The organism is Bacillus sp. AF62 (assembly GCF_050312695.1).
In the GTDB taxonomy this organism is placed as follows: Bacteria; Bacillota; Bacilli; order Bacillales; family Bacillaceae_G; genus Bacillus_A; species Bacillus_A cereus.
On record NZ_JBNPJZ010000021.1, the window covers coordinates 98,284 to 121,123 of the forward strand.

Here is a 22,840-nt window from a genome sequence, read left to right on the forward strand (position 1 = left end):
GTTATAAGGTATAACTACGAAAGCTTGAAAATATCACTATTCTACAGTTCTATTATATCGTACATATACAATAATAACCAAAATAATCTGTGATCTTCTTGCTAATAGGTGTTTTTATTTTTCCCATTGTTTTATGATAAATGTGGGAGAGAAATACATATAAAAGGGGAATTAAATATGAGGCCTACGCAAGAGACTTATAAAATTGTACGTTATCAATCTGGTACATTTTCAAAACAACTTGACGAGATTGTTACAGAATCTCCTATTACTATTAAATTGAATGGTGAAGAATATGTAACAGTCGTATGCACACCAAATTATATTGAAGATATGGTAATTGGTTTTTTAATTTCTGAGGGGATTATTTCTTCCTATAACGATGTTGAAGAACTATGGGTTCAAAAAGATAACGGAATTGTCCATGTAAAATCATCAAAAGTGAATCCGCTCTATCAAACTTTATATAATAAACGATACATCACTTCTTGCTGCGGAAAAGGTAGACAAGGTTTTATTTTCGTAAACGACGCAGCAAAAGCAAAAGACTTACATGATATACATGTAAAAATTACTCCTGAAGAATGCTTTCACTTAATGAATACCTTGCAACAATCTTCTACTACATTTCGCCAAACTGGCGGTGTTCACAATACCGCGCTATGTGATCGAAACAATGTCCTCCTATCAAGAATGGATATTGGAAGACATAATGCATTAGATAAAATATATGGTCATTGTTTGCGTAACGATATATCCATTAAAGGAAAAATCATCGCATTTAGCGGACGTATTTCATCCGAAATTTTACTCAAAGTTTCAAAAATCGGATGTGAAATTGTTCTATCTAAATCAGCTCCAACAAAACTAGCATTGCAACTTGCCCATGATTTAGGCATTACAGTCGTAGGATTTATTAGAAATGAATCTTGTAATATTTACACGCATCCACATCGAATTGATGGGTATCAATCGAATAACTAAAATAGCTCCTCGATTGAGGAGTTATTTTAGTTATAAAAATGTAATATATTAAACACTTGAATAGTTAATAAAGTTAATATATAATTTCATTACATAATTAAAACAAAATATTGTAGCATATATCTTTTCATTCTTTTACAAATTAAAAGAGACTGCTAACAAAACGCATCCACATTCTTATAAAAATAATGGATTTATTTTATTTAAAATCACCCAAGGAGGTTACAACAATGGAAATTCGCTTATTAACGACAGAGGACGCAGAAATATATTTAAAAGTTTGTATGGAAGGTTTAACGAAGAACCCGGAAGCTTTTAGCTCTTCTTATGAAGATGTTCTTAAACATGAGGATCCTGTAGCTGCTATGGCAAAACGATTAAGCAATCCGGATAAGTATACTCTAGGGGTCTTCAAAGATAACGATTTAATTGGTATCGCTACTTTAGAAACAAAGGCTTTCATTAAACAAGAACATAAAGCAAAAATCGGTTCCGTTTTTGTTTCCCCTAAAGCGCGTGGCCTTGGAGCAGGACGCGCTCTAATTAAAGCAATTATTGAAAATGCCGATAAATTACATGTAGAACAACTTATGCTCGATGTTGTAGTTGGTAACGATGCAGCAAAAAAATTATATGAGTCATTAGGTTTCCAAACTTACGGCGTACAAGAGCGTTCATTAAAACATAACGGTCAATATTGGGACGAGGAACATATGGTTCTGTTCTTAAATGATTAATACTTCAATATAAGGTGAAACTTTACTCAGTGGGGGAGTTTTCCAAAAACATCTTTCTTAATAAGAAAGATGTTTTTTTCATTACAACAATGTAATCTTCATGTCACCTTTATCGATCGTACCAAACCTTTCCATTCATTATACTAAAAATATAAAGTGAAACTTTACTCAGTGGGGAACTACATCCCACGCTGATCGCATGTACTTGATATGTAGAGGAGAATGTGACATGAAACAAAACAAACGAGCTATGCTTTTAATATTTACTACAGCAATTGTAACTTCTGGATTAGCAATTTTACCTTGGTTTATTATATGAACACTCCCCCTAACAATGAAAAAAGCTGATTGCTTCTTAAGAAGCAATCAGCTTTTTTTATATTATAAAATCCCCAAAATTTTATTTACGCAACTTATAATAATAACCATAGATACGGCAACGCACATGACAACCGTATTACGATCTTGCTTTTCTTTTTTTGAAATTTCTTCTTTTGAATTCATGTGTATGATCTCCTTTTAAAAAAAGTGTGAGATAGGAAATTTTTCTTATCCGATGCGAGGTGAATACGAAAACCCTCTCTATCTCACATACACAATAGAATGGAATTGTCATTTTATAAATAAAATGACATGACGTTATGTCGCAACATAGGGTATTTTGTGTCGCTACGTTTTCTATTATAAAAAATAGTTGTGCAAAACTAGTGCATTTTTTATGTCAATTACTCTGAGCGAAAAAATCAGCCCTCCATTCAATCACATAAAAAGAGTTTTTTATTATTTTCATGTAAACTATACAAGTAGAATGAACAGTTTGGGGTGCACAAGATTATGGTAAAAATTTTATTAGTAGACGATGAAGAACGTATGTTGCGATTATTAGATCTGTTCTTAAGCCCTCGCGGCTATTTTTGTATGAAAGCTACCTCTGGCCTTGAAGCACTAAAATTAATCGAACAAAAAGAATTCGATATTATTTTATTAGATGTTATGATGCCAAATATGGATGGGTGGGATACTTGCTATCAAATTCGTCAAATTTCCAACGTTCCTATCATTATGTTAACAGCTCGCAACCAAAACTACGATATGGTGAAAGGCCTCACGATGGGCGCAGATGATTATATTACAAAACCATTTGATGAGCATGTATTAGTCGCACGAATCGAGGCTATATTACGCCGTACAAAAAAAGATGGATTTGTTAGTTTTAATGGTATTGAGTGGGATAAAACGAAACATACCGTCACAGTGTACGATGAAAAAATCTCGCTAACTCCTATCGAATTTTCGTTACTCGGACTATTTTTGCAAAATACAAACCGTGCTTATAGCCGAGATGATTTAATCGAAAAAATTTGGGGCTATGAAACAGATATCGAATATAGAACAATTGACTCACACATTCGTAATATCCGTGATAAACTACGCAAAAAAGGATTTCCGATTGAAGATTACCTAGAAACGGTCTATAAAGTCGGATATAAATGGAAAAGTGAATAATTACTTCGGTCAGTGGGAAATCGTATACCACTGACTCTTTATTATGAATAAGGTATGGTGAAAAAATGAGTAAACTTTCCCTTAAAATTGGGACATACTTTTTAATATTAGCTTTATGTATTGAAACAATTGCTTTCGTATCTTTTTATAAAAGCCTTTCAAAAATGCGTATTGTAGAGGAAACAGATGCTCTTTTAGAGAAAGGTAATCGCTATAGTAAAAAAATTAAAAGCCGCGAGAGACGGGATGAATATTATAAAGAAATGAAACACGCTGAACATAATAAAAATCCTAAACGTCCTGTGTACCCTGAGTTCGATATTACGAATGAGGCTGCACACTTAGTTGAATCGGAATCAATTTCTAACTCCGATATAGCTATCATTATTACTGACCATAACGGCAAAATTATTTCCACCTCAGAACCCGTAACAAAAGATATGCAAAAACAACTTACTTGTAAAACAGAAACTGTCCCAGACGGCGGGTTGGTCGTTGAAAGGAACTGGAAAAAATCAAAGTTCATCACAACAGTAAGTCCACTTAACACAACAAAGTTTCAAGGAAAGCTATATATGTTATTAAAAACATCTTTCCTAGAAAATATGTTACTTAAACTCATGAACCAATTTCTTATCATTAGCGTTTTAACAATTATTTTAACAACAATTTCTGTCTTTGTTTTTTCACGCGTTATTACAGAACCACTTGTAAAAATGAAGAGAGCGACAGAAAAAATGTCAAAATTAAACAAGCCAATTCAATTAGGTATTAAACGAAATGATGAACTCGGAAGTTTAGCAAAAACAATTGAAGATTTATCGAGTGAACTTACGTATATGAAAAAAGAGCGCAATGAATTTCTCGCTAGTGTCGCTCATGAACTATTAACTCCATTGACCTATATGAAAGGTTATGCGAAGGTAGCAAAGAGAGACTCTTTAACAAAAGAGGAGCGAGAAGAATACTTACAAATCATTGAGGATGAAACGGATAGTGTAACCGATCTCGTCCAAGATTTATTTATGCTTGTACAATTAGAACAACACCAATTTGTTATAAAAAAACAAAAAGTGCTTCTTCAGCCATTTTTAGAACGAATGGTAGAAAAAACAAAAACAACATTAACAAATAAGCAAATGCAGCTTCATGTATATTGCAAAGATGATTTAGAAGTTTGTATAGACGAAAGACGTATGGAACAAGTTATGTTAAATTTATTACACAACGCTTATCAACATTCGCCAGAAAACACAGCCATTACGATACGTGTACTTACAAAAACAGATTCTTTTACAATAAGTGTACAAGATGAAGGTGAAGGTATTCCTGAAGAAGATATCCCGCATATATTTGACCGTTTTTATCGTGTCGATAAATCTAGAACACGAGCTACAGGCGGAAAAGGTATCGGGCTAGCTGTTGCAAAGGAAATTGTAGAATTGCATAACGGTTCTATTCTAGTAACAAGCCAATTAGGAGCGGGAACAAACTTTATAATCGAGCTACCTTTTGAATAATATGCGTGTGAAAACACCAGTAGTAGTAAACACTACTGGTGTTATTTTGTTCATAAAAACAGCTCATATAAGCTAAGCTTTTGAAATTATTCTTATTTCAATATAAAATAAAGGTACATTTGCAAAGATTTGGAGGGTGATATAATTGGATATCCATGTATTAACAAAAGACGAAGCAGAAATTTACTTAGAACTTCGCGTAGAAGGATTAAAGCAAAACCCTGAAGCATTCAGCTCTTCTTATGAAGATATTATTAATAAAGAGTGTGCGATTGAATATAAAGCACAAAAATTAGCACAAGATGAAAACTATACGCTAGGTGCATTTAAAGATGGAAAATTAATCGGGGTTGCAACACTGGAAACGAAACCATATGTAAAACAAGAACATAAAGCTAAAATCGGTTCTGTATATGTATCTCCAAAAGCACGCGGACTTGGAGCAGGAAAAGCACTTATTAAAGAATGTCTTGAGCTTGCTAAATCTTTAGAAGTAGAACAAGTTATGCTTGATGTTGTCGTTGGAAACGATGGAGCGAAAAAACTTTATGAATCATTAGGTTTTAAAACATTCGGTGTACAAGAACGTTCATTAAAATATAACGGACAATATTGGGACGAAGAGCATATGGTCTTATTCTTAGATGAAAATAAATAATAAAAAACATCCTCATGTTTGGAGGATGTTTTTTACTTTCTTGTAAACCATGCCTTATGTAATAATTGAATCGCTTTCGCAATCTCTTCCTCTGATAATATCGCAAACCCTAGTAAAACTACACTCTCAGGTGCCGTACCGTCTTTATAGTACGTAGACACAGGATATATTTTGATACTATGTTTCGCAGCTTCTTGAATTAATTCTTCTTCCCGCATTCCATTATGCACTTTTAATAAAATGTGTAATCCCGAATCTTCTCCTATCACTTCAACACGATTAGAGAAATACTTCTCTATTTCAAAAACAAGTCGATCTCTCTTCTTTCGGTAGACAACACGCATTTTATGAATATGTTTTTCCCAATATCCTTCATTTAAAAATCTTCTAATCACTTCTTGATCTATTCTTGAAACACTTTGTGTATAAAATAAATATTGCTGTTGATACTTTTTAATTAATTTCTTCGGCAACACCATATAGCTCATCCGTAGCGATGGCAATAATGCTTTAGATAGCGTCCCCATATAAATAACTTTCCCCTCTGTATCTAACCCTTGCAGCGCCGGTATAGGCTTTCCAGAATAGCGAAATTCACTATCATAATCATCTTCAATAATATACCTGCTCTCTTCTTTCTTTGCCCATTGTAAAAGCTGCACCCTTCTCGTAATAGGCATAATCATTCCATATGGAAACTGATGGGAAGGTGTAACAAATACAACATTCGCATTGCTATTTTCTAAATCTGCAATACAAATTCCATCTCTATCTAAAGATAACATTTGGACTCTTGCTTCTCCTTGTTCAAAAACAACCATCTTCCTATGATACCCTGGGTTTTCAACTGCATAATTGCTTCCCTTTAACAATTGAAACAATAGTTTCACTAATATTTGTGTTCCCGCTCCTAATACAATTTGACTAGCTGAACAACGCACACCTCTAGATTCATACAAATAATTCGCAATCTCTTCTCTTAAGCTTGCTTCTCCTTGAGGGTGTCCTAGAAAGAGAAGTTCGTTATTATGCGGCTGCCATACTTCATTTACAATTTTCCGATACATATTGAATGGAAAAGCATTTGTATCAATTCCTGTTTGTGTAAAATCAAATTTATAACTCTTCTCCTGAAACGGTACTTCTTCTATTCTATCTCCGCTATCCTCTACATGAACCATTTGCTCAATTTTGCATACAAAATAGCCTTTTCTCGATATCGACTCAATATAACCTTCTGCAAGTAATTGTTCGTACGCTGCCTCTACTGTATTTTTACTTACCTGTAAATGTATCGCTAACTTTCGCTTAGCCGGTAATTTCGTAAAAGGGACAATCGATCCATCTTTAATTTCTTTTTTTATATACTCATACAATTGCACATATAATGCCTTTTTACTATTCATATTTAAATTAGGCGTTAATTCTAACATAGTATCTGACCCCTTAATAAAACTAAAATCTGATACTTTTTATAGTACCAGAAGTTATATATAATTCCTTTTATCATGTCACACATAAAAAATCAAATACTGGAGAGGAGAAACATGATAATGAACAATGGTAGACGTATCGGACTCATTATGATTATTACAGGGGCTACATTATGGGGATTATCTGGTCCAATGATTCAGTGGCTATTTCAGCATACTAATGTATCCTCAATTGATTTTTTAACAATTCGATTGTTGCTTGCAGGAATATTTATTTTGTCTTTCTTACTTATAAAGAAACAAAACATATTTCAAATTTGGAAACACCCTAGATATTCTATACAACTTATTATTTTCTCTATTCTCGGCATGCTTGGTGCGCAATACGCCTTTATCGAAACGGTTCATATTAGTAATGCAGTCACAGCAACACTATTTCAATTTCTAGGTCCTGTTCTTATTACCATGTATGTTGCATTTGAACAAAGAAAATCCCCTGCTTCCATGCAACTATTCGCAATTATAGCCGCGCTAATAGGAACATACTTTATTATTACAAATGGCTCAATTGAAAATATTGTTTTATCCAAAGAAGCTATTATTTTTGGACTATTAACAGCAATCGGATTTGCATTTTATACCCTTCATCCGGCTTCTCTCATTAAAGAATGCGGGACAACTGTAGTAATGGGTTGGGGAATGTTAATCGGAGGAATTGCACTACTTATTTATAATCGTTCATTCGGGTGGAATCAATTTTCACAAACCCTCACACTAAAAACTTTTTCTATGCTTATTCTTATCATTATTAGTGGTACCCTTTCTTTCCTTCTATATATCGGTAGTCTTAAATATTTAGCAGCAACAGAAACAAGCATTTTATCTAGCATTGAACCCCTTGTAGCTGCCATCGTTTCAATCACTTGGCTAAATGAATCTTTTGGAACATATCAATTATTAGGCGGCGTATGTATCGTTCTGTCCGTTATTTTTTTGACGATGCCTCAAAAAGAAACCGAACCAACCTATACAACGGAACAAATATAAAATGAAACTTTAATTAGTGGGGACTATCTCCCACTAATTATTAACCTACACCAATCGGGCTTTTACGGGATAAAAATGTCAAAAGAGGTCGTACAAAACTTACGACCTCTTTTTATACTTTAAAGGAATTGTCCCGCCTTCTAGCAAATACAATTACACTAACAATAAAAACTAGGAGTGTGGCACCATGAAAAAAATTGGAACTATGCTACTTCTCTCCTTCCTCATCACTGGATGCACACAAGCACAACCTGATTCAAAAGCATCTAAAACTGAAGCTGTCGCAACGTCATCCACTCAAGTGAACGCACCTTCCTTCTTTCACCTTAGTGTTTTAAAAGATGTAAATTGGGAAGAAACACCTTCTTTCATAGAAGGAAAAATGCCTTTAAAAGGCATCGAAGGTAAAGTCGCAATGGCTGATAGTCCTATTATCGCAAATGAACAAAATGAAATAATGTGGTACTTTCTAGATTCTGAAATACCAACTGGAAAATTGTCTATTATTGCGCTAAAACAAGGATCTGTAACTCCAACACCAGTACTCTTTCAAAAAGAAACTTCCAAACAAACTTGGACTACTTCAAATACAATCGATTCTACTACAAGCGAACTCCCTCTCGCTATGTCACTACCTTCACCTGGATTATGGTTATTAAATATATATGTGAATGAAAAATATTATAATCAGTTTGTAATCACCGCTAAGTAAAGTGACAAAGATAAATCACTTCCTTACAACAATGTAATTTCTACGTCATGTACTTCGATAGTTGAATTATCTCTCTTCTCTTATACTTAAAGTAAGAAATGAAACGAGGAGAGATGAGAGATGAAAAAAATGATAGAAGTGATCGTAGCAGTAACTGAGGTTTTAGTGAATGGTAAACAAGTTGCAATGGAATTAAATAAATAGTGAAGAAACATAAATAATTCTACACTTCTTCATTATTTTGATTTCTTATCTCAAAAAAGCAGTGCCTTTTAGGCACTGCTTTTCGCTATTAATAACGTGGTATTTTCGTAATTTGCGCGACGCCCGAATCAATAGCTGCTTTCGCTACTGCTTCTGCAACACTTGGAACAACTCTTTTATCTAATGGATTCGGGATTACATAATTCGCATTACGTTCTTCATCAGTAATGATGTTAGCGATCCCATATGCTGCCGCTAATTTCATCTCTTCTGTAATATCAGTTGCGCGCACATCTAACGCACCGCGGAATATTCCGGGAAACGCCAATACATTATTTACTTGATTCGCATAATCCGAGCGCCCAGTTCCTACTACAGCTGCCCCAGCCTCTAATGCATCCTCAGGGAAGATTTCTGGAATTGGATTCGCCATTGCAAACACAATTGCTTTCTCATTCATCGTCTGTACAAGTTCTTTCGTTAATACGTTAGGAGCAGATACGCCAATAAAAATATCAGCTTGGTGAATCGCTTCTTTTAACGTTCCACGCACATGTTCACGATTTGTCTTTTTTGAAACTTCAATTTGTGCTTCGTTCATCCATGTTTCACCTTCACAAACAATACCTTCTAGGCTAACTAGCGTAATGTGCTTTGCACCAGCCTTTAATAATAATTTTCCAATTGCAATTCCTGCCGAACCCGCACCGTTAATAACGATTTTCACATTATCCATTTGTTTGCTAACAACTTTTAATGCATTAATAACAGCTGCTAAAACGACAATAGCTGTTCCATGTTGATCATCATGGAATACAGGAATATTCGTTTCTTCTTTTAATCGTTTTTCAATTTCAAAACAACGCGGTGCTGCAATATCTTCTAAATTAATCCCTGCAAATGTAGGCTCTAAATTTTTTACAAGGGTAACGATTTCATCTACATCCGTTGTGCCTAAACATAATGGGAAAGCATCTACATTCGCAAACTTCTTAAACAAAATACTTTTTCCTTCCATAACAGGCATAGCCGCTTTCGGTCCAATGTTTCCTAAACCGAGTACCGCTGTTCCATCTGAGACAACTGCCACCATATTGCCACGTGCTGTATAGTCATACACTGTTTCTTCATCTGCCGCAATTGCTTTACAGGACTCCGCTACACCTGGTGTATACGTCAGGCTTAAATCATCCGCTGAATTTACCTCCACTTTACTTGTAATTTCAATTTTCCCTACTAATTCTTTATGCAATAACAATGATCTTTCATTAATTTGATTTGCTAACATACTTATAATCTCCCCTTAATTTGACAAGCTAGCTATATGAATATAGCTAGCTTGTTTGATCATGAAAACATTTTTAATAATATTGTCGCCGTTACAACCATTGCCGCCCCGCCTAAACGAGTTGAAATTTGCGCGAACGGCATTAATTCCATACGATTTGAAGCCGATAAAATAGCAACATCTCCAGTTCCACCTAAACCGCTATGACATCCAGTTACAATCGCCGATTCGACTGGATACATTTTCATCACTTTCCCTACAAGAAAACCTGATGCTACCATTGTAAGAACAACCGATGCGCACACAACAACATATCCTACTGAAAGAACTGCTGCTACGTCTTTTAACGGAATATATAGCAATCCTAATCCAACCATTAAAGGCCAAGTTAAATTCTTCGAAATAAATTTATATAAATGGAATGCTCCTTGCTCCATTTTTGCTGGCATTAATTTAAAGTATTTCACAAGTGCTGCTGAAAAAATCATAATGATTGCCCCAGGAATACCGATGAACTTAGAAGCAAATCCTCCGAAGATGAAGAACGTACACGCAATTAATAAACCTGCTCCCATTAATGAGAAGTCAATTGGCTTCTCTGTATTTTGTTCTTTTAATAATTCTGCTTGATTGTCTGTTTTCACTAATACACCGTTACCACTAAGCTCCGGTTTCTTCTCACCTAAACGCTTCATATACCCTGCACTTACAATTGCGAACATATTTCCAATAATAGCTGCTGGAATAAGCTGTGATACAAACGTTGCTGATGATTCATTTAAAATATCACTATACGCTAGCGACAATGGTAAAATCCCTTCCCCGATACCACCACTTACAATTGGTACGATGATAAAGAAGAATGTGTGCTTCATTTCAAATCCAAATAATGAACCGACCAATAACCCTACTGCTACAGAAGCTAACGTCCCTACTACTAAAGGAATAAACATGCGAACGAAACCTTGTACTAACACTTTACGGTTCATTCCTAAAATACTTCCGACTACTAAACAAGAAATATATAAATATAAAAAGTTCGATTTTTTCATTAACATAGTCGCAGCTTCCATTGAAGCTGGATTCATCCAGTTAAAAAATACAAGTAATGATGGAATAAATAACGAAAGTATTGCTGGACCGCCAATATTTTTTAAAATTGGAATTCTCATCCCAATATCGCCTAAGAAAATCCCCATGATCATAATAACTGCAAATCCACCAATCATATCTGCTGGCAATTTATTATATACAGATGCCCCATAAATAATAGCAGCCAATACTACATATAACGGTAAAGGTATAACACCGATTTTTACATTCATAATTTTAGAAGCGAAAGATTCTCTTTGTACTTCATTTCCTTCAGAAAATGATACCGCTTCCACATTCTTTTGAATTCCCATATGGCACCCCCTCGTTTTCTTAATAACAATATTAAAACGCTTTCAATAGTAAAAATAGTTTTTGTAAGTTTTGTAATTGATTTTGTAATTAAAAAAAGTATAAGCGACTTATACTAAGTCGCTTATACGTAAAACTCTATTTTCTTTTGATTAACACATCTTAATTTACTTACAGGTCTTCCCACATGTTGGTACATCATTTCGTTTTCTAACACCCCAATGTCAGTCAGAAACATTACATATTTTCGAATAGAAACTCTTGAAATTCCAACTAATTGTGCCATTTCATCTGTTGTAAACACGCTTCCATTCAAAGACTCGATTTTTTGCCAAATTAATTGCAACGTTTGCTTCGTTAACCCTTTCGGAAGCTCTTTAGTGACAATAGGCTCCCTTTTTTCTTTTTGTAAAATTAACGAATCTAATTCCGATTGACTAATTTTTTGTTGTTCTTTCATAAAAGTAAGTTTTTCTTGATATATAGTTAATGCTTCTTTAAATCGTTCAAATGTAAATGGTTTAATTAAATAATCTACAACTCCATATTGTAATGCTTTTTTTATACTCCCCATATCATGTACAGCTGAAATCATCATAATATCGATTTCTTTTTCTTGGTTCCGGATATACATTAAAAGCTCAAACCCAGTCTCTTCAGGCATAAAAATATCAAGTAATACTAAATCTACTCGTGATTTCTCTAATATTTCTATCGCCGACTTTACCGAGTTAACTGCTTGAACAAGTTCAAACCCTCCTACTTGCTCTAAATAATGCGTATTTAACATCGCTACCATCGGGTCATCTTCTACAATTAAAACTTTAATCATATTTGCCTCTCATCCCTACCTTTAGGTATTTCAATTGTTATCGTTGTTCCCTTTCCTACTAATGAATGCATATGAATTTCCCCATTTATTCGCTGTATACTTTCTTTTACAAGATACAAACCATAACCGCGGTTATCTCCCTTTGTGGAATAACCTTTCGTAAATAATTCCTCTATTTCTTTTTCTTGTATACCTTTTCCCGTATCTTGCACTGTAATAGTTAATATATCCCCTTGTTGTATCTTAACTTCAACTTGTTTCTGTTCACAATTCGTAACTGCCTCTAATGCATTATCAATTAAATTTCCAACAATCGTAATAAGTTCATGGATAATACTTTCATCATCTATTTCCGGCATATAAGAATCTTCACTTATAATTAATTTTATATTTTTCTCTCTAGCATAGCTGAGCTTACCGAGTAAAAAACCAGCAAATACTGGACTTTTTATTCTTTTCATAACTCCACCAATTTCATACTGATGCTCTGATACCATGCCGCTTATATACTTCTGTAATTCTTCATACTGTTTCATATGTGTAAGCCCTAATACGACATGCATCTTATTCATAAACTCATGAGATTGTGCCCGTAATGCTTCTGCATATAGTCTAATACCAGTTAGTTCCTCTGCTAGTTTTCTAATCTCTGTTTTATCACGAAATGTTGCAATTGCACCAACTATTTCTCCTTTTACATATAAAGGAACTCGATTCGTCACAATCGTAATTCCATAAATATTTTGTTCTTCGTTTAATTGTACTTCTCCCGTTTGCAATACTTCTTTTATACGTGAATTTGGCATATACAACTCAACATCTTTACCGATAAAATCTTCTTCAAGTCCGCTTTTTTTAAATAGACGTTTCGCTTCATTATTAATTAACGTTACTCTAGCCTCTTTATCTACAGCAATAATACCTTCCTTTACAGATTGTAGCATCGTATTTCTTTCTTCAAGAATTTTTGCTATCCTGTGCGGCTCAAGACCGAATAAACTTTTCTTTATATGTCTAGCTAGCAATATTGCTCCTATAATTCCGACTAATACACCAACTCCGACACCAATATAAATGATATGTCTACTTTCCTTAACTCTCTCTTTTACATTATCTGCTGAAATACCAACAGCCACTGCTCCAAGTTGTTCACCTGTTTCAGAAAATATTGGTACAAACACTCGCATGGAAATACCTAAAGTTCCTTCTGCTAACGATACATGTTCTTTTCCTTTCAATACAGGCCCTTCATCCCCGCCAATAAAATGATGACCTATTTTTTGAGGATCTGGATGAGATTTTCTTATTCCATCCATGTCCATAACTACAATAAATTGAACACCTGTGTTTTTTAATATCCTATTTGTATACGTTTGGATTGCAGAGGTATCTGCTTTCCCAACCAAACCATCGATTACAATCGAATCATTCGCCACAATGTGTGCAATTGTTTTTGCCTTCTCTGATTGGCTATCCTCCGTCGTCCGTTCCACATTATGACTAATTAATACATCTGTCACAAGTAAAGAAAAAATTACAACTGTACAAACTAACAATGTAATCGTTTTCCACAAATTCCATAGTCTTTTTCTTTTTTTCATCCCGTTAATGACTCCCCTAATTGCTGAATAGAAAAATAAGTAAGGTGATATTATTTTCACCTTACTTATCTGCTATTATTATACTTTAAATTTACTAGTCATCGCTTGTAGTTCTTCTGCCATCTCAGCTAAGTTTTGCGAAGCTGAACTAATTTCTTCCATGGAATTAACCTGTTCTTCTGTTGAAGCTGCAACACTTTGCATACTAGCTGTATTTTCTTCTGCAGCAGCTGCAATTTCATCAATAGCATTTGTCACTTCATTTGCATCTCCAGCAATTCTCTTCGTTGTTTCTACCATTTGATTAACTTGAGAAACAATATGTGTAGTAGAACTTAAAATTTCCGTAAAACTTACTTTCGTTTTTGTTACAACATCAAGGCCTTGTTGAACTTCTCCATTCACATTATCCATTGCCTTAACAGTATGTTCAATATCCGCCTTAATTTCTGCGATTAAATTTGCAATCTCTCCAGATGACTCTCCTGATTGCTCTGCTAATTTTCTAACCTCATCTGCTACAATAGCAAATCCTCGTCCCTGTTCACCTGCTCTTGCTGCTTCAATAGCCGCATTCAAAGCTAATAAGTTCGTTTGAGTAGCGATGTTTTGAATTGCTTCAGAAATAGCCCCTACCTGCTTTGATTTCTCATCAAGAAGTTTAATAATAGCATCTGACTCGGATACTGATTTAGAAATAGACTGCATTTGTTTTGCGGTTTGTTCAACTAAATCTTCTCCCTCTTCAGCTCTTTCTCGCGCATGTAATGAGGAAATAGAAATTGACTCTGCGCTTCCAGTTACATCTTGAATTGCTGTATTTACTTGTTGCAATGTAGCCGCACCTTCTTCAACACCTTGACTTTGTGATTCGGCCCCACCTGATACTTGTTCCATTGCAATTGTAATTTGGTCTGTCGCATCATTTGCTTGCTGTACGCTCGCTGTTAACTCTTCTGCCGATGCTGCAACATGTTCTGCTGAAAAGCTTATTTGGGTAATAACATCTTGTAAAGACGTAGACATTTCATTAAATGAATTCCCTAATTTTCCTATGTCATCCTTGGAATGGATTGTAATTTTCTCTGTTAAATCTCCCTTACTAATTTTATATGCCGATTCAGCTATTTTTCGTAATGGCCTTGTAATAGACTTTGTAATGAAATAAATTAATACACTACCAAATGCAATAGCGATAGCAATGACAATCAAAGTCTTATAAAACACTGGACTGGCAGCTTGAGTAATTTCTTCATCGAACATAACACCAACTACTTTCCAGCCTGTTTTCTCATTTGTTGCAAAGATTAAATTCTTTTTATCATCTTGTTCTGTATAAGACACATTTCCTTGTTTATCTTCATAAATTGGTTTAATCCAAGGATCAGTAACTTTTGCACCTGGTTTTCTAGATGGATGACTAACAATTTGCTTATTTTGATCTAAAATAACTGCATAACCTTTTTCACCAATGTTAATCATTTTGGAAATTTTTAAGATGTTATCTAAGTTTAAATTAATTCCTATAACACCTTTACCATCTTTTACTTCTTTCGCAATTGTCACTACCATATTTTTTGTAGATGCTGATTGATATGGTGCAGTAACAATTACTTTCCCTTTATTTTCATGTGCTTCTTTATACCAAGATCTATCTGTTGGATTATACCCATCAGCCATTTGGATAAATGGTTCTCTTATAAACTTTCCCGTCTCTGTTCCAATATAAATACCTTCTACTTCTGGATGAAGCTTTATATATTGTGCTAACTTCGTTCTTACTATTTCTTCTTGTCCGTTTGGATATGTATCCTCTGTTAAGATGTCTGCAAAGTACGTCGCATCAACAAATTTCTCTTCTATATTTTGAGAAATAACAGTATTTAAAACTGAAATATTCTCCTTTGCTTTATCTGTCATTTGATGCTCAAAATTTGTTTTGGCAGTTTGATATGAAACACCACCGATAATAATTCCTGGTATAGTTAAAATAATAAAAAATGAAATGATTAATTTTTTATTGATACTCATACATTTAACCCAGTTAAATATTTTTTGCATAATAAGCCTCCTTTATGTAATGTGGATACTTGTGTCATTTTATACAATTAACATATATAAAACAATATATAATGATAACATGTAATTTTTTCGTCAATTATGCATTTTTGCATATTCAATCCTTATACGTATTTTAATCATAAAAATAAGAGAACTTTAGCATTATATATGCTAAAGTTCTCTTATTTCTTAACAGCTTCTACTCTATAAAACTTTTCTTATAATCCTCAAATGTTTTATCCTTCCCCTTATAGTCATATTACTAAAAATCTTCGTCCTAATTTATTTAGCGCTCTTTACATAACTAATTGCCTGACTTCCCATTTGTACCCATGCCTGTTCAAAGGCTTCTCTCGGTACTTTTACATCTAAGCTATCCTCAAGTGGATCTCGAATATATACAGATTCCTGATCATACCCAATAAGTACAACACAATGTTCATTATACGTAATAGAAACATCTCCACTATTTGTTTCCCATGTAGTAAATTCATCTTCATCTAATGGTGCAAATGTTGCATTCGTGATCATGACTACAGGTTTCCCTGCTTTTACACTCTTATAAATTTCTTCTATATTCTTCCCTGTTAAGTCTACAGCTTTATTAGGTAAATATTTTTCCGCTAACTGAAAAAGTGGCCCATGATATACAGCGTATCCTGATTCAGAGAATGTATAAATATTACCTACAAATCCTTCATTTGGATTCCCGCGCACACCATTGTCTATAAAATCAACTTTTTTTATTTCATTTGCTAATGTCATCTTATCCACTGAAACACCAGCGTATTGTAACATCATCGCTAAGCTTGTCACTTCACAGCCTCTATCCAATTCTGGTAACTGCTGAATTAATGGAACATTTGATAAGATGACTTTTTCATCGTTATTACTAAACTCCGTTTCTTTTCCTCTTTGTATATTTGAGAATGTTAACTTCTCTACATACTTTGGAATTCCATTTGTATATACACTCCATATTGCTGTACCTAGTAAAGCTGTACATATATACCACTTCAATTTTCTTATCGCTTTCACGCCCTTATTAATTCGTTAAATAAGAATAAAATGCGTCAGCATCCGTTCGTATCATCGGTACAAAATTTAGTTCTTTTCCTTTTTCAGGCTGATCTTTTTTTATCTTTTCCGCTAACTCTTGAATATTCATATTCATTTTATCCATATTAAGCTCATCTGCCATTTGTAGCACCATTTGTTCATTAATTTCTCTTAATATTTGATATATATCTTTACCATACAAATCAATATGATATTTTTTTGCTTCTTCCTGTACTTTTTGTTCGTACACTTCTTGTGCTAACTCTTCAATTTCTTTTCCTTTTTGAGAAATGTCTAACTTTCCTGCTTCTTCTCTTACTTTCTTTCCGTAGATTTCTTCCGCGATGTCTTCGATTTCTTTTCCATCTGTCGAAATACCTAATTTATCTGCTTCATCTTTAATTTTAATCGCATTAATTTGAGTAATTAAATCTACAATTGATGTATTCTCTATAGATATACCTAGCTTTAATGCTTCTTGCTTTACTTTTGTTTCATAGATTTCTTCTGACAGCGTCCCAACATCTTTTCCTTCAATCGATATGCCTAACTGCTCTGCTTCCCTTCCTACTTCTGTTTCATGAATTTCTTTTTCTAGTGTAATTTGTTCTTTTCCTTCCGTTTCAATACCTAGTTTCTCTGCTTTTTCTTCTGTATGCACTGCATGTATCTTACCATTGTTCAATTGTTCTTTACTGCGCTGTGTGTAATCTGTCTTTCCTTTTTGTGTTTCAGAAGGAGAGGCACCCCCTAATATACTTAAACTCATTACTCCAATAGTGAATACCGTCATCATTTTCTTTTTCAAAATTAATTCCTCCCTCTTATACTTTCTTTCCCATCATTCCCCTAGTTTTTTTAATACTATACATACATCTCATCGCTGCTTGAGATAACATTATGATTGATAAAACTCACTCACATACACCTAGTCTCTTCTTCATGTAACGAACTTTCTTTATGCCATACATAATATAAATAGTTTCTTAACTTTCCCTTAAAAAAAGACGACCTTGTAAAAACAAGGTCGTCTTCTTACTTATATTTTTTGGTTTTTAGGGAAAATCACTTCAAAACAAGTGCCATCTCCCCATTTGCTCTCTACTGATATTTTTCCATAATGCTTTTCTACAATCCAATTTGCAATTGAAAGACCTAATCCAGCTCCTTCTGACGTACTTCTTGCTTTATCCCCTTGATAAAAACGATCAAATAATTTCGGAATATCTTCTTCTTTCACTCCTATCCCGTCATCTTTCACCTGTATACGAATTGAACTACTCGTTTGCGTGCAATCGATTTGAATATGCCCACCTTCGTTTGTATACTTCATCGCATTATCTAACAGTATGACCATCATTTGATGAATCCGCTCTCTATCCCCCATAAAAGATACACCACGTTCTACTTTTAGCATCATTTCTTTTTCTTGATAAGAAGCAATCTCCTTATATGGAGCTACTATTTCTTCTAACAATTTATCAAGTTCAAATGTTTTCTTATCCATCTCAATTTGATTAGAATCAGAACGTGCTAGCAATAATAAATTACTAACAAGTTTCGATAACCGCCTACATTCTTTTGAAATTGTAGAAATATCCATCGCTTTTTCTTCTATCGTAGCGGATGGTGACTGGAATAAAACATCCGTTTTTGATTGAATAACTGCAAGTGGTGTCCTTAGTTCATGTGATGCATCAGAAACGAATTGTTGCTGTTTCTCCCATGAATTTTGAATAGGTACAAGTGCTCTACCAGCTAGGAAAAAGCCGATACCTATCGCACAGAGGCTTCCTATGCTACAACCTATAACGAGAATTAAAAATAAAGTATTTAACATTCCTTCTTCCGCTGTTATATCTCGCACGATTTGAACTATTTCTCCATCTTTTTGAAGCGAAAATGCTCTAAAATATCGTCCTTGTACTTCAATATCTTGTAAATCCTCTAATTTTTTTGGAGAAAACTTTTCCAAATTCTCTTCAAAAATAGAACGAAATTTACGGTTATCGCCCTCTATTTTCACTATTTTTCCATTCCAAGTTATTCTAGTTACTCGCGGATCTCCAATTTGGATATTCTCCATGCGTTTTCTTGGTGGTATTTTAACATCTAATTTTTCTCTATACTGAGCTATCATTTTTATAGATTGATCCACTTCATTATAAATACGCTTATATGTGTATGAATAAATAATACTACCTAATATACCTATTAATAGAATAAATACTAATGAGTTCACTATAGTCAAACGAATGCGTGTTTTTTGAAACATACTTCCGTTTTTCATTGTTCTTTTAATATATATCCAATACCTCGAACGGTTTGAATATCTTTCTGATAACCGGATGGCTCTAATTTTTTACGTAAATGATGCACATACACTTCTACAATCGCTACTGTCGTATCTGAATCAAATCCCCAAACACGATCAAAAATTTGTTCACGCATTAAAATCTTCCCGCTATTTTGAATGAGATACTCTAGTAGCTCATATTGTTTCAATGTCAGCTTAATACCTTGTCCATCTACTTGAACATCTTTATCTTTTCCGAACAATTCAATCCCTCTATAACGAATCGTTTGCTGCGTTGTTAAACTACCACTTCTGCGTAGTAAAGCGCGAATTCTCGCTTTTAATTCAGGGGCCTGAAATGGCTTAACGATATAGTCATCTCCACCAAAGTCCAATCCCTTCACCCGATCTTCTAAAGAATCTCTCGCTGTCAAAAACAGGACTGGTGTTTCAATCTTTTCATCACGTATTTTTTGAATCACTTCAAATCCGTCCATCCCTGGCATCATCACATCCAGCAAAATTGCATCATATATATTTTGAAGAGCTAAAAACAATCCATCTTCTCCATTTATTGCCGTATCTACTTCAAATTCATCACGCAAAATTTGTACGATAGACTCTAATAACGAAGCATTATCTTCTACTACAAGTAAACGCATGCTCTCACCTTCCATCAAATAGTTCAATTCTATTTATTATTACATTTCTTCTCTTCATAACAAAAGAATGTAGTTGCATTACGTAATTTCATTTTTAACTATTTTCTTCTAAAATTTTGAAGTTTTATTATAAAAACTTTGTCTTAAATTTAGCTTAATAAAAAATTGAAAGAAATAAGATTCCTCTTATCTCTTTCAATTTTTTATTACATATACCTTTTTACTCGGCAACTCTAAACAATTTAGCTGACCGCCATACACAGCCCCGCCATCAATTCCAATAATACGATTACTACCAAAATACACTCCGCACTCCTCACTACCATGAAGCGTTTTTGTTTCCGTATGCCCAAATACAACAACCTTTTCACCGCTATATCCATTATGAAATTCATTACGGATCCACATTAACGTATATGGTTCAGATTCAGAAACTCGTTTCATCGGTTCAACCCCAGCATGTACAAATATATACTCTTCTGTTTCAATATAATGATCTAATTCTTGAATAAACTTTATATGTTCCTCTAATACACGAGAGTGTAAAATTGGTTTTTGGAAGTCTTTCTCATTAACCACAATATCTTCTTCTACAAATCCATAGCTATATAATGTCTTATCTCCACCATTTCTTTTTACCCAATGGTTCCATGAACGTTCCTCATTTGTCGTTAACGCCTTAATCATCATATCTTCATGATTTCCCTTTAAAATGAGTGCTCCCTCTTCTTTCAATTCTCTTACCTTTTCAATTACAGCACGCGCATTTGGACCACGATCTACATAATCTCCCAGTAAGATTAATTGATCCTGTTTCGCATCATATTGAGCTTCTTCCAATAACTGTTCAAACTTTTCTATCTCTCCATGAATATCACTAATAACAAGAATTCTTTTCATATTATCCCCCCTCTTTCTAATTATAGTTCAAAACAACGGAAAATTCCGAATCTTAACCTTGAATCATATTTATCACGCATTAACGGGCCGTAAGACCCCCACTGATTAAAGTTTCACTTTATTACAAACTAAACTATTACCCTTACAACAATGTAAGTCTCTTGTCATCCAATTCGATAGTTGTAATTACTGTATTTCCCTATACTGAAAGTAAGAAATGAAACAAAAAACAAGGAGAGATGAGAGATGAAAAAAGTAATGGAAGTTGTAGTAGCGGTAGTAGAGGTTTTCGTAAATGGTAAACAAGTCGCAATGGAGTTAAATAAATAATGAAAAGGACAACATTCACTCTAGACCCTTTACTCATATAAAAGAGATAAGACTTCATCATTTCTTTGATCCCTTATCTCCCTATAAAGAAAGCCGTATCCCTTTTAAGGATACGGCTTTCTCTTATTTTTGACTCGTACGAGCTGAAATACTAATTGCTCTATCTGTTGCTTTGGCAGCTTCATCTAACGCTTCTTTACTATTCTTCCCGTCATACATCGCTTCTAATGCTTTTACAACTGCATCTCGTGATTCTGGGAATACACTAATTAAAGCACCTTGTGTTGCTGGAGATTGCTTTGTCGCTTGCAGTTGATCTACTGTTACTTTCAACTGCGGATATTTTTCATATTGCTCTTTTACTAATGGCTCATTATATGCATCTGGATTAATTGAGAAATAACCTGTTGCAGTATGCCATTTCGCTTGTACGTCTGGCTTCGTTAAATATTTCATAAAGTCCCAAGCACCTTGTTGCGTTTCTTCTGAAACCATATTCGTCATCCATAATGATGCTCCCCCAATAACAACACCATTTTGTTTCGAATCCTCTGGATATGGAATATATGAAACACCTACATTAAACTTAGATGCATCAATTAAATCACGAACACCTGCTGAAGAATCTAAATACATAGCAACTTGTCCAGACTGGAACGCAGCACGAATATCATCCCAACTTGCTCCATACTTTCCAAGGGCGCCAGCTTTATTTAAATCATCTAACATTCCAAATACTTTCTGTCCTTCTTTACCGTTAAATACCGCCTTCTTTGCAGCATCCTTACGACCGTTTTCGTTATCTACATATAAAGCACCTTGTGTCGCTAACAATTCTTCAAAGAACCAACCGTAGTTAAGCATGGAGAATCCATATTGTTTTACATTTCCGCCTTCTTTAATCGTTAACTTTTTCGCTGCTTCTTGTAATTCCGCATATGTTTTTGGAGCTTTCTCTGGATCTAAGCCCGCCTTTGCAAAAGCATCTTTATTATAAATTAATACTGGTGTAGATGAATTAAATGGCATAGAATACATTTTTCCATCAACTGAATAATAATTTGTAATTGCTTTTTCTAATTTTGACGTATCGTACTTATCTTTTTTTATCCAGCTATCAATTGGTGTGATTTTTTTGCTATCAATCATATATTTCGTTGTAATTTCACTCGATTGAACAAGAGCTGGCGCTTCTTTCGTTGCAGACATCGTTCTAAATTTCGTTAAAGACTCTTCATATGTCCCTTGGAACTCTGCCTTTATCTCGTATTTATTTTGCGACTTATTATAGTCTGCAACAAGACCATCTAGTACTCCTTGTGTTTTTCCACCCATCGCATGCCAGAAGCGAATTACAGTTTTATCACCATTTTTTTCAACTGGTGCTACTTTTGCCTGTGCTTCAGGTTTTCCCTCTGTTTTACTATTTGAACAAGCGGCACTAGATAATGCCATTGTTGCTGCCATTAATAAAGCAGCACCTTTTTTAACTAGACTCATTTAAATCTCACCTTCTCTTAGTTATTTAATTGCACCTTTTGTTAATCCTTGTTGTAATTGCTTTTGCCCTAAAAATAGTAAAATCAATGTTGGAATAACGATAACC

At 34.2% G+C, this 22,840-nt stretch carries 20 protein-coding genes and 1 pseudogene; 7 read left to right on the forward strand and 14 right to left on the reverse strand.

The genetic code is table 11. The annotated features are described in order from the left end of the window. Positions 1 to 177 precede the first annotated feature (177 nt). Positions 178 to 984: a formate dehydrogenase accessory sulfurtransferase FdhD gene (fdhD, locus tag ACQRBL_RS03350; protein ID WP_411996157.1), complete on the forward strand. Its 807-nt coding sequence runs from the start codon at positions 178 to 180 to the stop codon at positions 982 to 984. A gap of 230 nt (positions 985 to 1,214) precedes the next feature. Next, positions 1,215 to 1,721, forward strand: coding sequence for a GNAT family N-acetyltransferase (locus ACQRBL_RS03355; RefSeq protein ID WP_023521023.1), 507 nt, complete (start codon positions 1,215 to 1,217; stop codon positions 1,719 to 1,721). A gap of 381 nt (positions 1,722 to 2,102) precedes the next feature. On the opposite strand, the gene ACQRBL_RS03360 is transcribed toward ACQRBL_RS03355, so the two are convergent. Beyond that, positions 2,103 to 2,225 (reverse strand): hypothetical protein, encoded by a 123-nt coding sequence (locus ACQRBL_RS03360; protein WP_001085006.1) that lies wholly within the window; start codon positions 2,223 to 2,225, stop codon positions 2,103 to 2,105. Between the two features lie 330 nt (positions 2,226 to 2,555). On the opposite strand from ACQRBL_RS03360, the gene ACQRBL_RS03365 reads away from it, so the two are divergent. From ACQRBL_RS03365 to ACQRBL_RS03375, 3 genes are all read left to right on the forward strand, one after another. Next, positions 2,556 to 3,227, forward strand: coding sequence for a response regulator transcription factor (locus ACQRBL_RS03365; protein WP_000238956.1), 672 nt, complete (start codon positions 2,556 to 2,558; stop codon positions 3,225 to 3,227). Between the two features lie 65 nt (positions 3,228 to 3,292). Further along, on the forward strand, positions 3,293 to 4,747 hold the full coding sequence (locus tag ACQRBL_RS03370; RefSeq protein WP_000041023.1) for a HAMP domain-containing sensor histidine kinase: 1,455 nt from the start codon (positions 3,293 to 3,295) through the stop codon (positions 4,745 to 4,747). A gap of 145 nt (positions 4,748 to 4,892) precedes the next feature. Further along, the gene (locus ACQRBL_RS03375; protein ID WP_000351212.1) at positions 4,893 to 5,405 is read left to right on the forward strand and encodes a GNAT family N-acetyltransferase; all 513 of its coding nucleotides are present in this window, start codon (positions 4,893 to 4,895) and stop codon (positions 5,403 to 5,405) included. Between the two features lie 32 nt (positions 5,406 to 5,437). Here ACQRBL_RS03375 and ACQRBL_RS03380 read toward each other — a convergent pair whose 3' ends face one another. Further along, a complete protein-coding gene (locus ACQRBL_RS03380; protein WP_000891883.1) occupies positions 5,438 to 6,838 on the reverse strand; it encodes a PLP-dependent aminotransferase family protein in 1,401 nt (466 codons plus the stop codon). A 120-nt stretch (positions 6,839 to 6,958) separates the two neighbouring features. On the opposite strand from ACQRBL_RS03380, the gene ACQRBL_RS03385 reads away from it, so the two are divergent. Both ACQRBL_RS03385 and ACQRBL_RS03390 read left to right on the forward strand, forming a co-directional pair. Then, complete coding sequence (locus ACQRBL_RS03385) at positions 6,959 to 7,885, forward strand: DMT family transporter (RefSeq protein WP_411996158.1); 927 nt, start codon at positions 6,959 to 6,961, stop codon at positions 7,883 to 7,885. 187 nt (positions 7,886 to 8,072) lie between these two features. Then, on the forward strand, positions 8,073 to 8,597 hold the full coding sequence (locus ACQRBL_RS03390; protein ID WP_000719683.1) for a DUF4871 domain-containing protein: 525 nt from the start codon (positions 8,073 to 8,075) through the stop codon (positions 8,595 to 8,597). Between the two features lie 292 nt (positions 8,598 to 8,889). Here ACQRBL_RS03390 and ACQRBL_RS03395 read toward each other — a convergent pair whose 3' ends face one another. From ACQRBL_RS03395 to ACQRBL_RS03450, 12 genes and pseudogenes are all read right to left on the reverse strand, one after another. Further along, on the reverse strand, positions 8,890 to 10,089 hold the full coding sequence (locus tag ACQRBL_RS03395; protein ID WP_000880780.1) for an NAD(P)-dependent malic enzyme: 1,200 nt from the start codon (positions 10,087 to 10,089) through the stop codon (positions 8,890 to 8,892). Between the two features lie 59 nt (positions 10,090 to 10,148). Next, positions 10,149 to 11,495 carry a 2-hydroxycarboxylate transporter family protein gene (locus ACQRBL_RS03400; RefSeq protein ID WP_000512722.1) on the reverse strand — a complete coding sequence of 449 codons (1,347 nt, stop codon included), beginning with the start codon at positions 11,493 to 11,495 and terminating at the stop codon, positions 10,149 to 10,151. Between the two features lie 122 nt (positions 11,496 to 11,617). Next, a complete protein-coding gene (locus tag ACQRBL_RS03405) occupies positions 11,618 to 12,325 on the reverse strand; it encodes a response regulator (protein WP_023521021.1) in 708 nt (235 codons plus the stop codon). Continuing rightward, positions 12,322 to 13,926 carry a sensor histidine kinase gene (locus ACQRBL_RS03410; RefSeq protein ID WP_000746429.1) on the reverse strand — a complete coding sequence of 535 codons (1,605 nt, stop codon included), beginning with the start codon at positions 13,924 to 13,926 and terminating at the stop codon, positions 12,322 to 12,324. Before ACQRBL_RS03410 ends, ACQRBL_RS03405 begins: the two co-directional genes overlap by 4 nt. Before the next feature lie 78 nt (positions 13,927 to 14,004). Continuing rightward, positions 14,005 to 15,846, reverse strand: a complete 1,842-nt coding sequence (locus tag ACQRBL_RS03415) for a methyl-accepting chemotaxis protein (protein WP_151260853.1) — start codon at positions 15,844 to 15,846, stop codon at positions 14,005 to 14,007. Positions 15,847 to 16,269: 423 nt separating this feature from the next. Next, entirely contained in the window at positions 16,270 to 17,025 is a 756-nt protein-coding gene (locus ACQRBL_RS03420; protein ID WP_097920153.1) for a C39 family peptidase, read from the reverse strand. A 7-nt stretch (positions 17,026 to 17,032) separates the two neighbouring features. Beyond that, on the reverse strand, positions 17,033 to 17,854 hold the full coding sequence (locus tag ACQRBL_RS03425) for a transporter (RefSeq protein WP_097920154.1): 822 nt from the start codon (positions 17,852 to 17,854) through the stop codon (positions 17,033 to 17,035). A gap of 231 nt (positions 17,855 to 18,085) precedes the next feature. Then, positions 18,086 to 19,321, reverse strand: a complete 1,236-nt coding sequence (locus ACQRBL_RS03430) for a sensor histidine kinase (protein WP_141526195.1) — start codon at positions 19,319 to 19,321, stop codon at positions 18,086 to 18,088. Between the two features lie 11 nt (positions 19,322 to 19,332). After that, on the reverse strand, positions 19,333 to 20,004 hold the full coding sequence (locus tag ACQRBL_RS03435; RefSeq protein WP_001238624.1) for a response regulator transcription factor: 672 nt from the start codon (positions 20,002 to 20,004) through the stop codon (positions 19,333 to 19,335). 195 nt (positions 20,005 to 20,199) lie between these two features. Continuing rightward, entirely contained in the window at positions 20,200 to 20,904 is a 705-nt protein-coding gene (locus ACQRBL_RS03440; RefSeq protein ID WP_000821972.1) for a metallophosphoesterase family protein, read from the reverse strand. A 453-nt stretch (positions 20,905 to 21,357) separates the two neighbouring features. Beyond that, positions 21,358 to 22,734, reverse strand: a complete 1,377-nt coding sequence (locus ACQRBL_RS03445; protein WP_000060579.1) for an ABC transporter substrate-binding protein — start codon at positions 22,732 to 22,734, stop codon at positions 21,358 to 21,360. Positions 22,735 to 22,755: 21 nt separating this feature from the next. Then, positions 22,756 to 22,840: pseudogene (locus tag ACQRBL_RS03450) on the reverse strand (carbohydrate ABC transporter permease); the annotation flags it as partial.

Coding starts and splice junctions, on each gene's coding strand:
- fdhD (WP_411996157.1), top strand. CDS start 178: ATGAGGCCTACGCAAGAGACTTATAAAATTGTACGTTATCAATCTGGT.
- ACQRBL_RS03355 (WP_023521023.1), top strand. CDS start 1,215: ATGGAAATTCGCTTATTAACGACAGAGGACGCAGAAATATATTTAAAA.
- ACQRBL_RS03360 (WP_001085006.1), bottom strand. CDS start 2,225: ATGAATTCAAAAGAAGAAATTTCAAAAAAAGAAAAGCAAGATCGTAAT.
- ACQRBL_RS03365 (WP_000238956.1), top strand. CDS start 2,556: ATGGTAAAAATTTTATTAGTAGACGATGAAGAACGTATGTTGCGATTA.
- ACQRBL_RS03370 (WP_000041023.1), top strand. CDS start 3,293: ATGAGTAAACTTTCCCTTAAAATTGGGACATACTTTTTAATATTAGCT.
- ACQRBL_RS03380 (WP_000891883.1), bottom strand. CDS start 6,838: ATGTTAGAATTAACGCCTAATTTAAATATGAATAGTAAAAAGGCATTA.
- ACQRBL_RS03385 (WP_411996158.1), top strand. CDS start 6,959: ATGAACAATGGTAGACGTATCGGACTCATTATGATTATTACAGGGGCT.
- ACQRBL_RS03390 (WP_000719683.1), top strand. CDS start 8,073: ATGAAAAAAATTGGAACTATGCTACTTCTCTCCTTCCTCATCACTGGA.
- ACQRBL_RS03395 (WP_000880780.1), bottom strand. CDS start 10,089: ATGTTAGCAAATCAAATTAATGAAAGATCATTGTTATTGCATAAAGAA.
- ACQRBL_RS03400 (WP_000512722.1), bottom strand. CDS start 11,495: ATGGGAATTCAAAAGAATGTGGAAGCGGTATCATTTTCTGAAGGAAAT.
- ACQRBL_RS03405 (WP_023521021.1), bottom strand. CDS start 12,325: ATGATTAAAGTTTTAATTGTAGAAGATGACCCGATGGTAGCGATGTTA.
- ACQRBL_RS03410 (WP_000746429.1), bottom strand. CDS start 13,926: ATGAAAAAAAGAAAAAGACTATGGAATTTGTGGAAAACGATTACATTG.
- ACQRBL_RS03415 (WP_151260853.1), bottom strand. CDS start 15,846: ATGACAGATAAAGCAAAGGAGAATATTTCAGTTTTAAATACTGTTATT.
- ACQRBL_RS03430 (WP_141526195.1), bottom strand. CDS start 19,321: ATGTTTCAAAAAACACGCATTCGTTTGACTATAGTGAACTCATTAGTA.
- ACQRBL_RS03435 (WP_001238624.1), bottom strand. CDS start 20,004: ATGCGTTTACTTGTAGTAGAAGATAATGCTTCGTTATTAGAGTCTATC.
- ACQRBL_RS03440 (WP_000821972.1), bottom strand. CDS start 20,904: ATGAAAAGAATTCTTGTTATTAGTGATATTCATGGAGAGATAGAAAAG.
- ACQRBL_RS03445 (WP_000060579.1), bottom strand. CDS start 22,734: ATGAGTCTAGTTAAAAAAGGTGCTGCTTTATTAATGGCAGCAACAATG.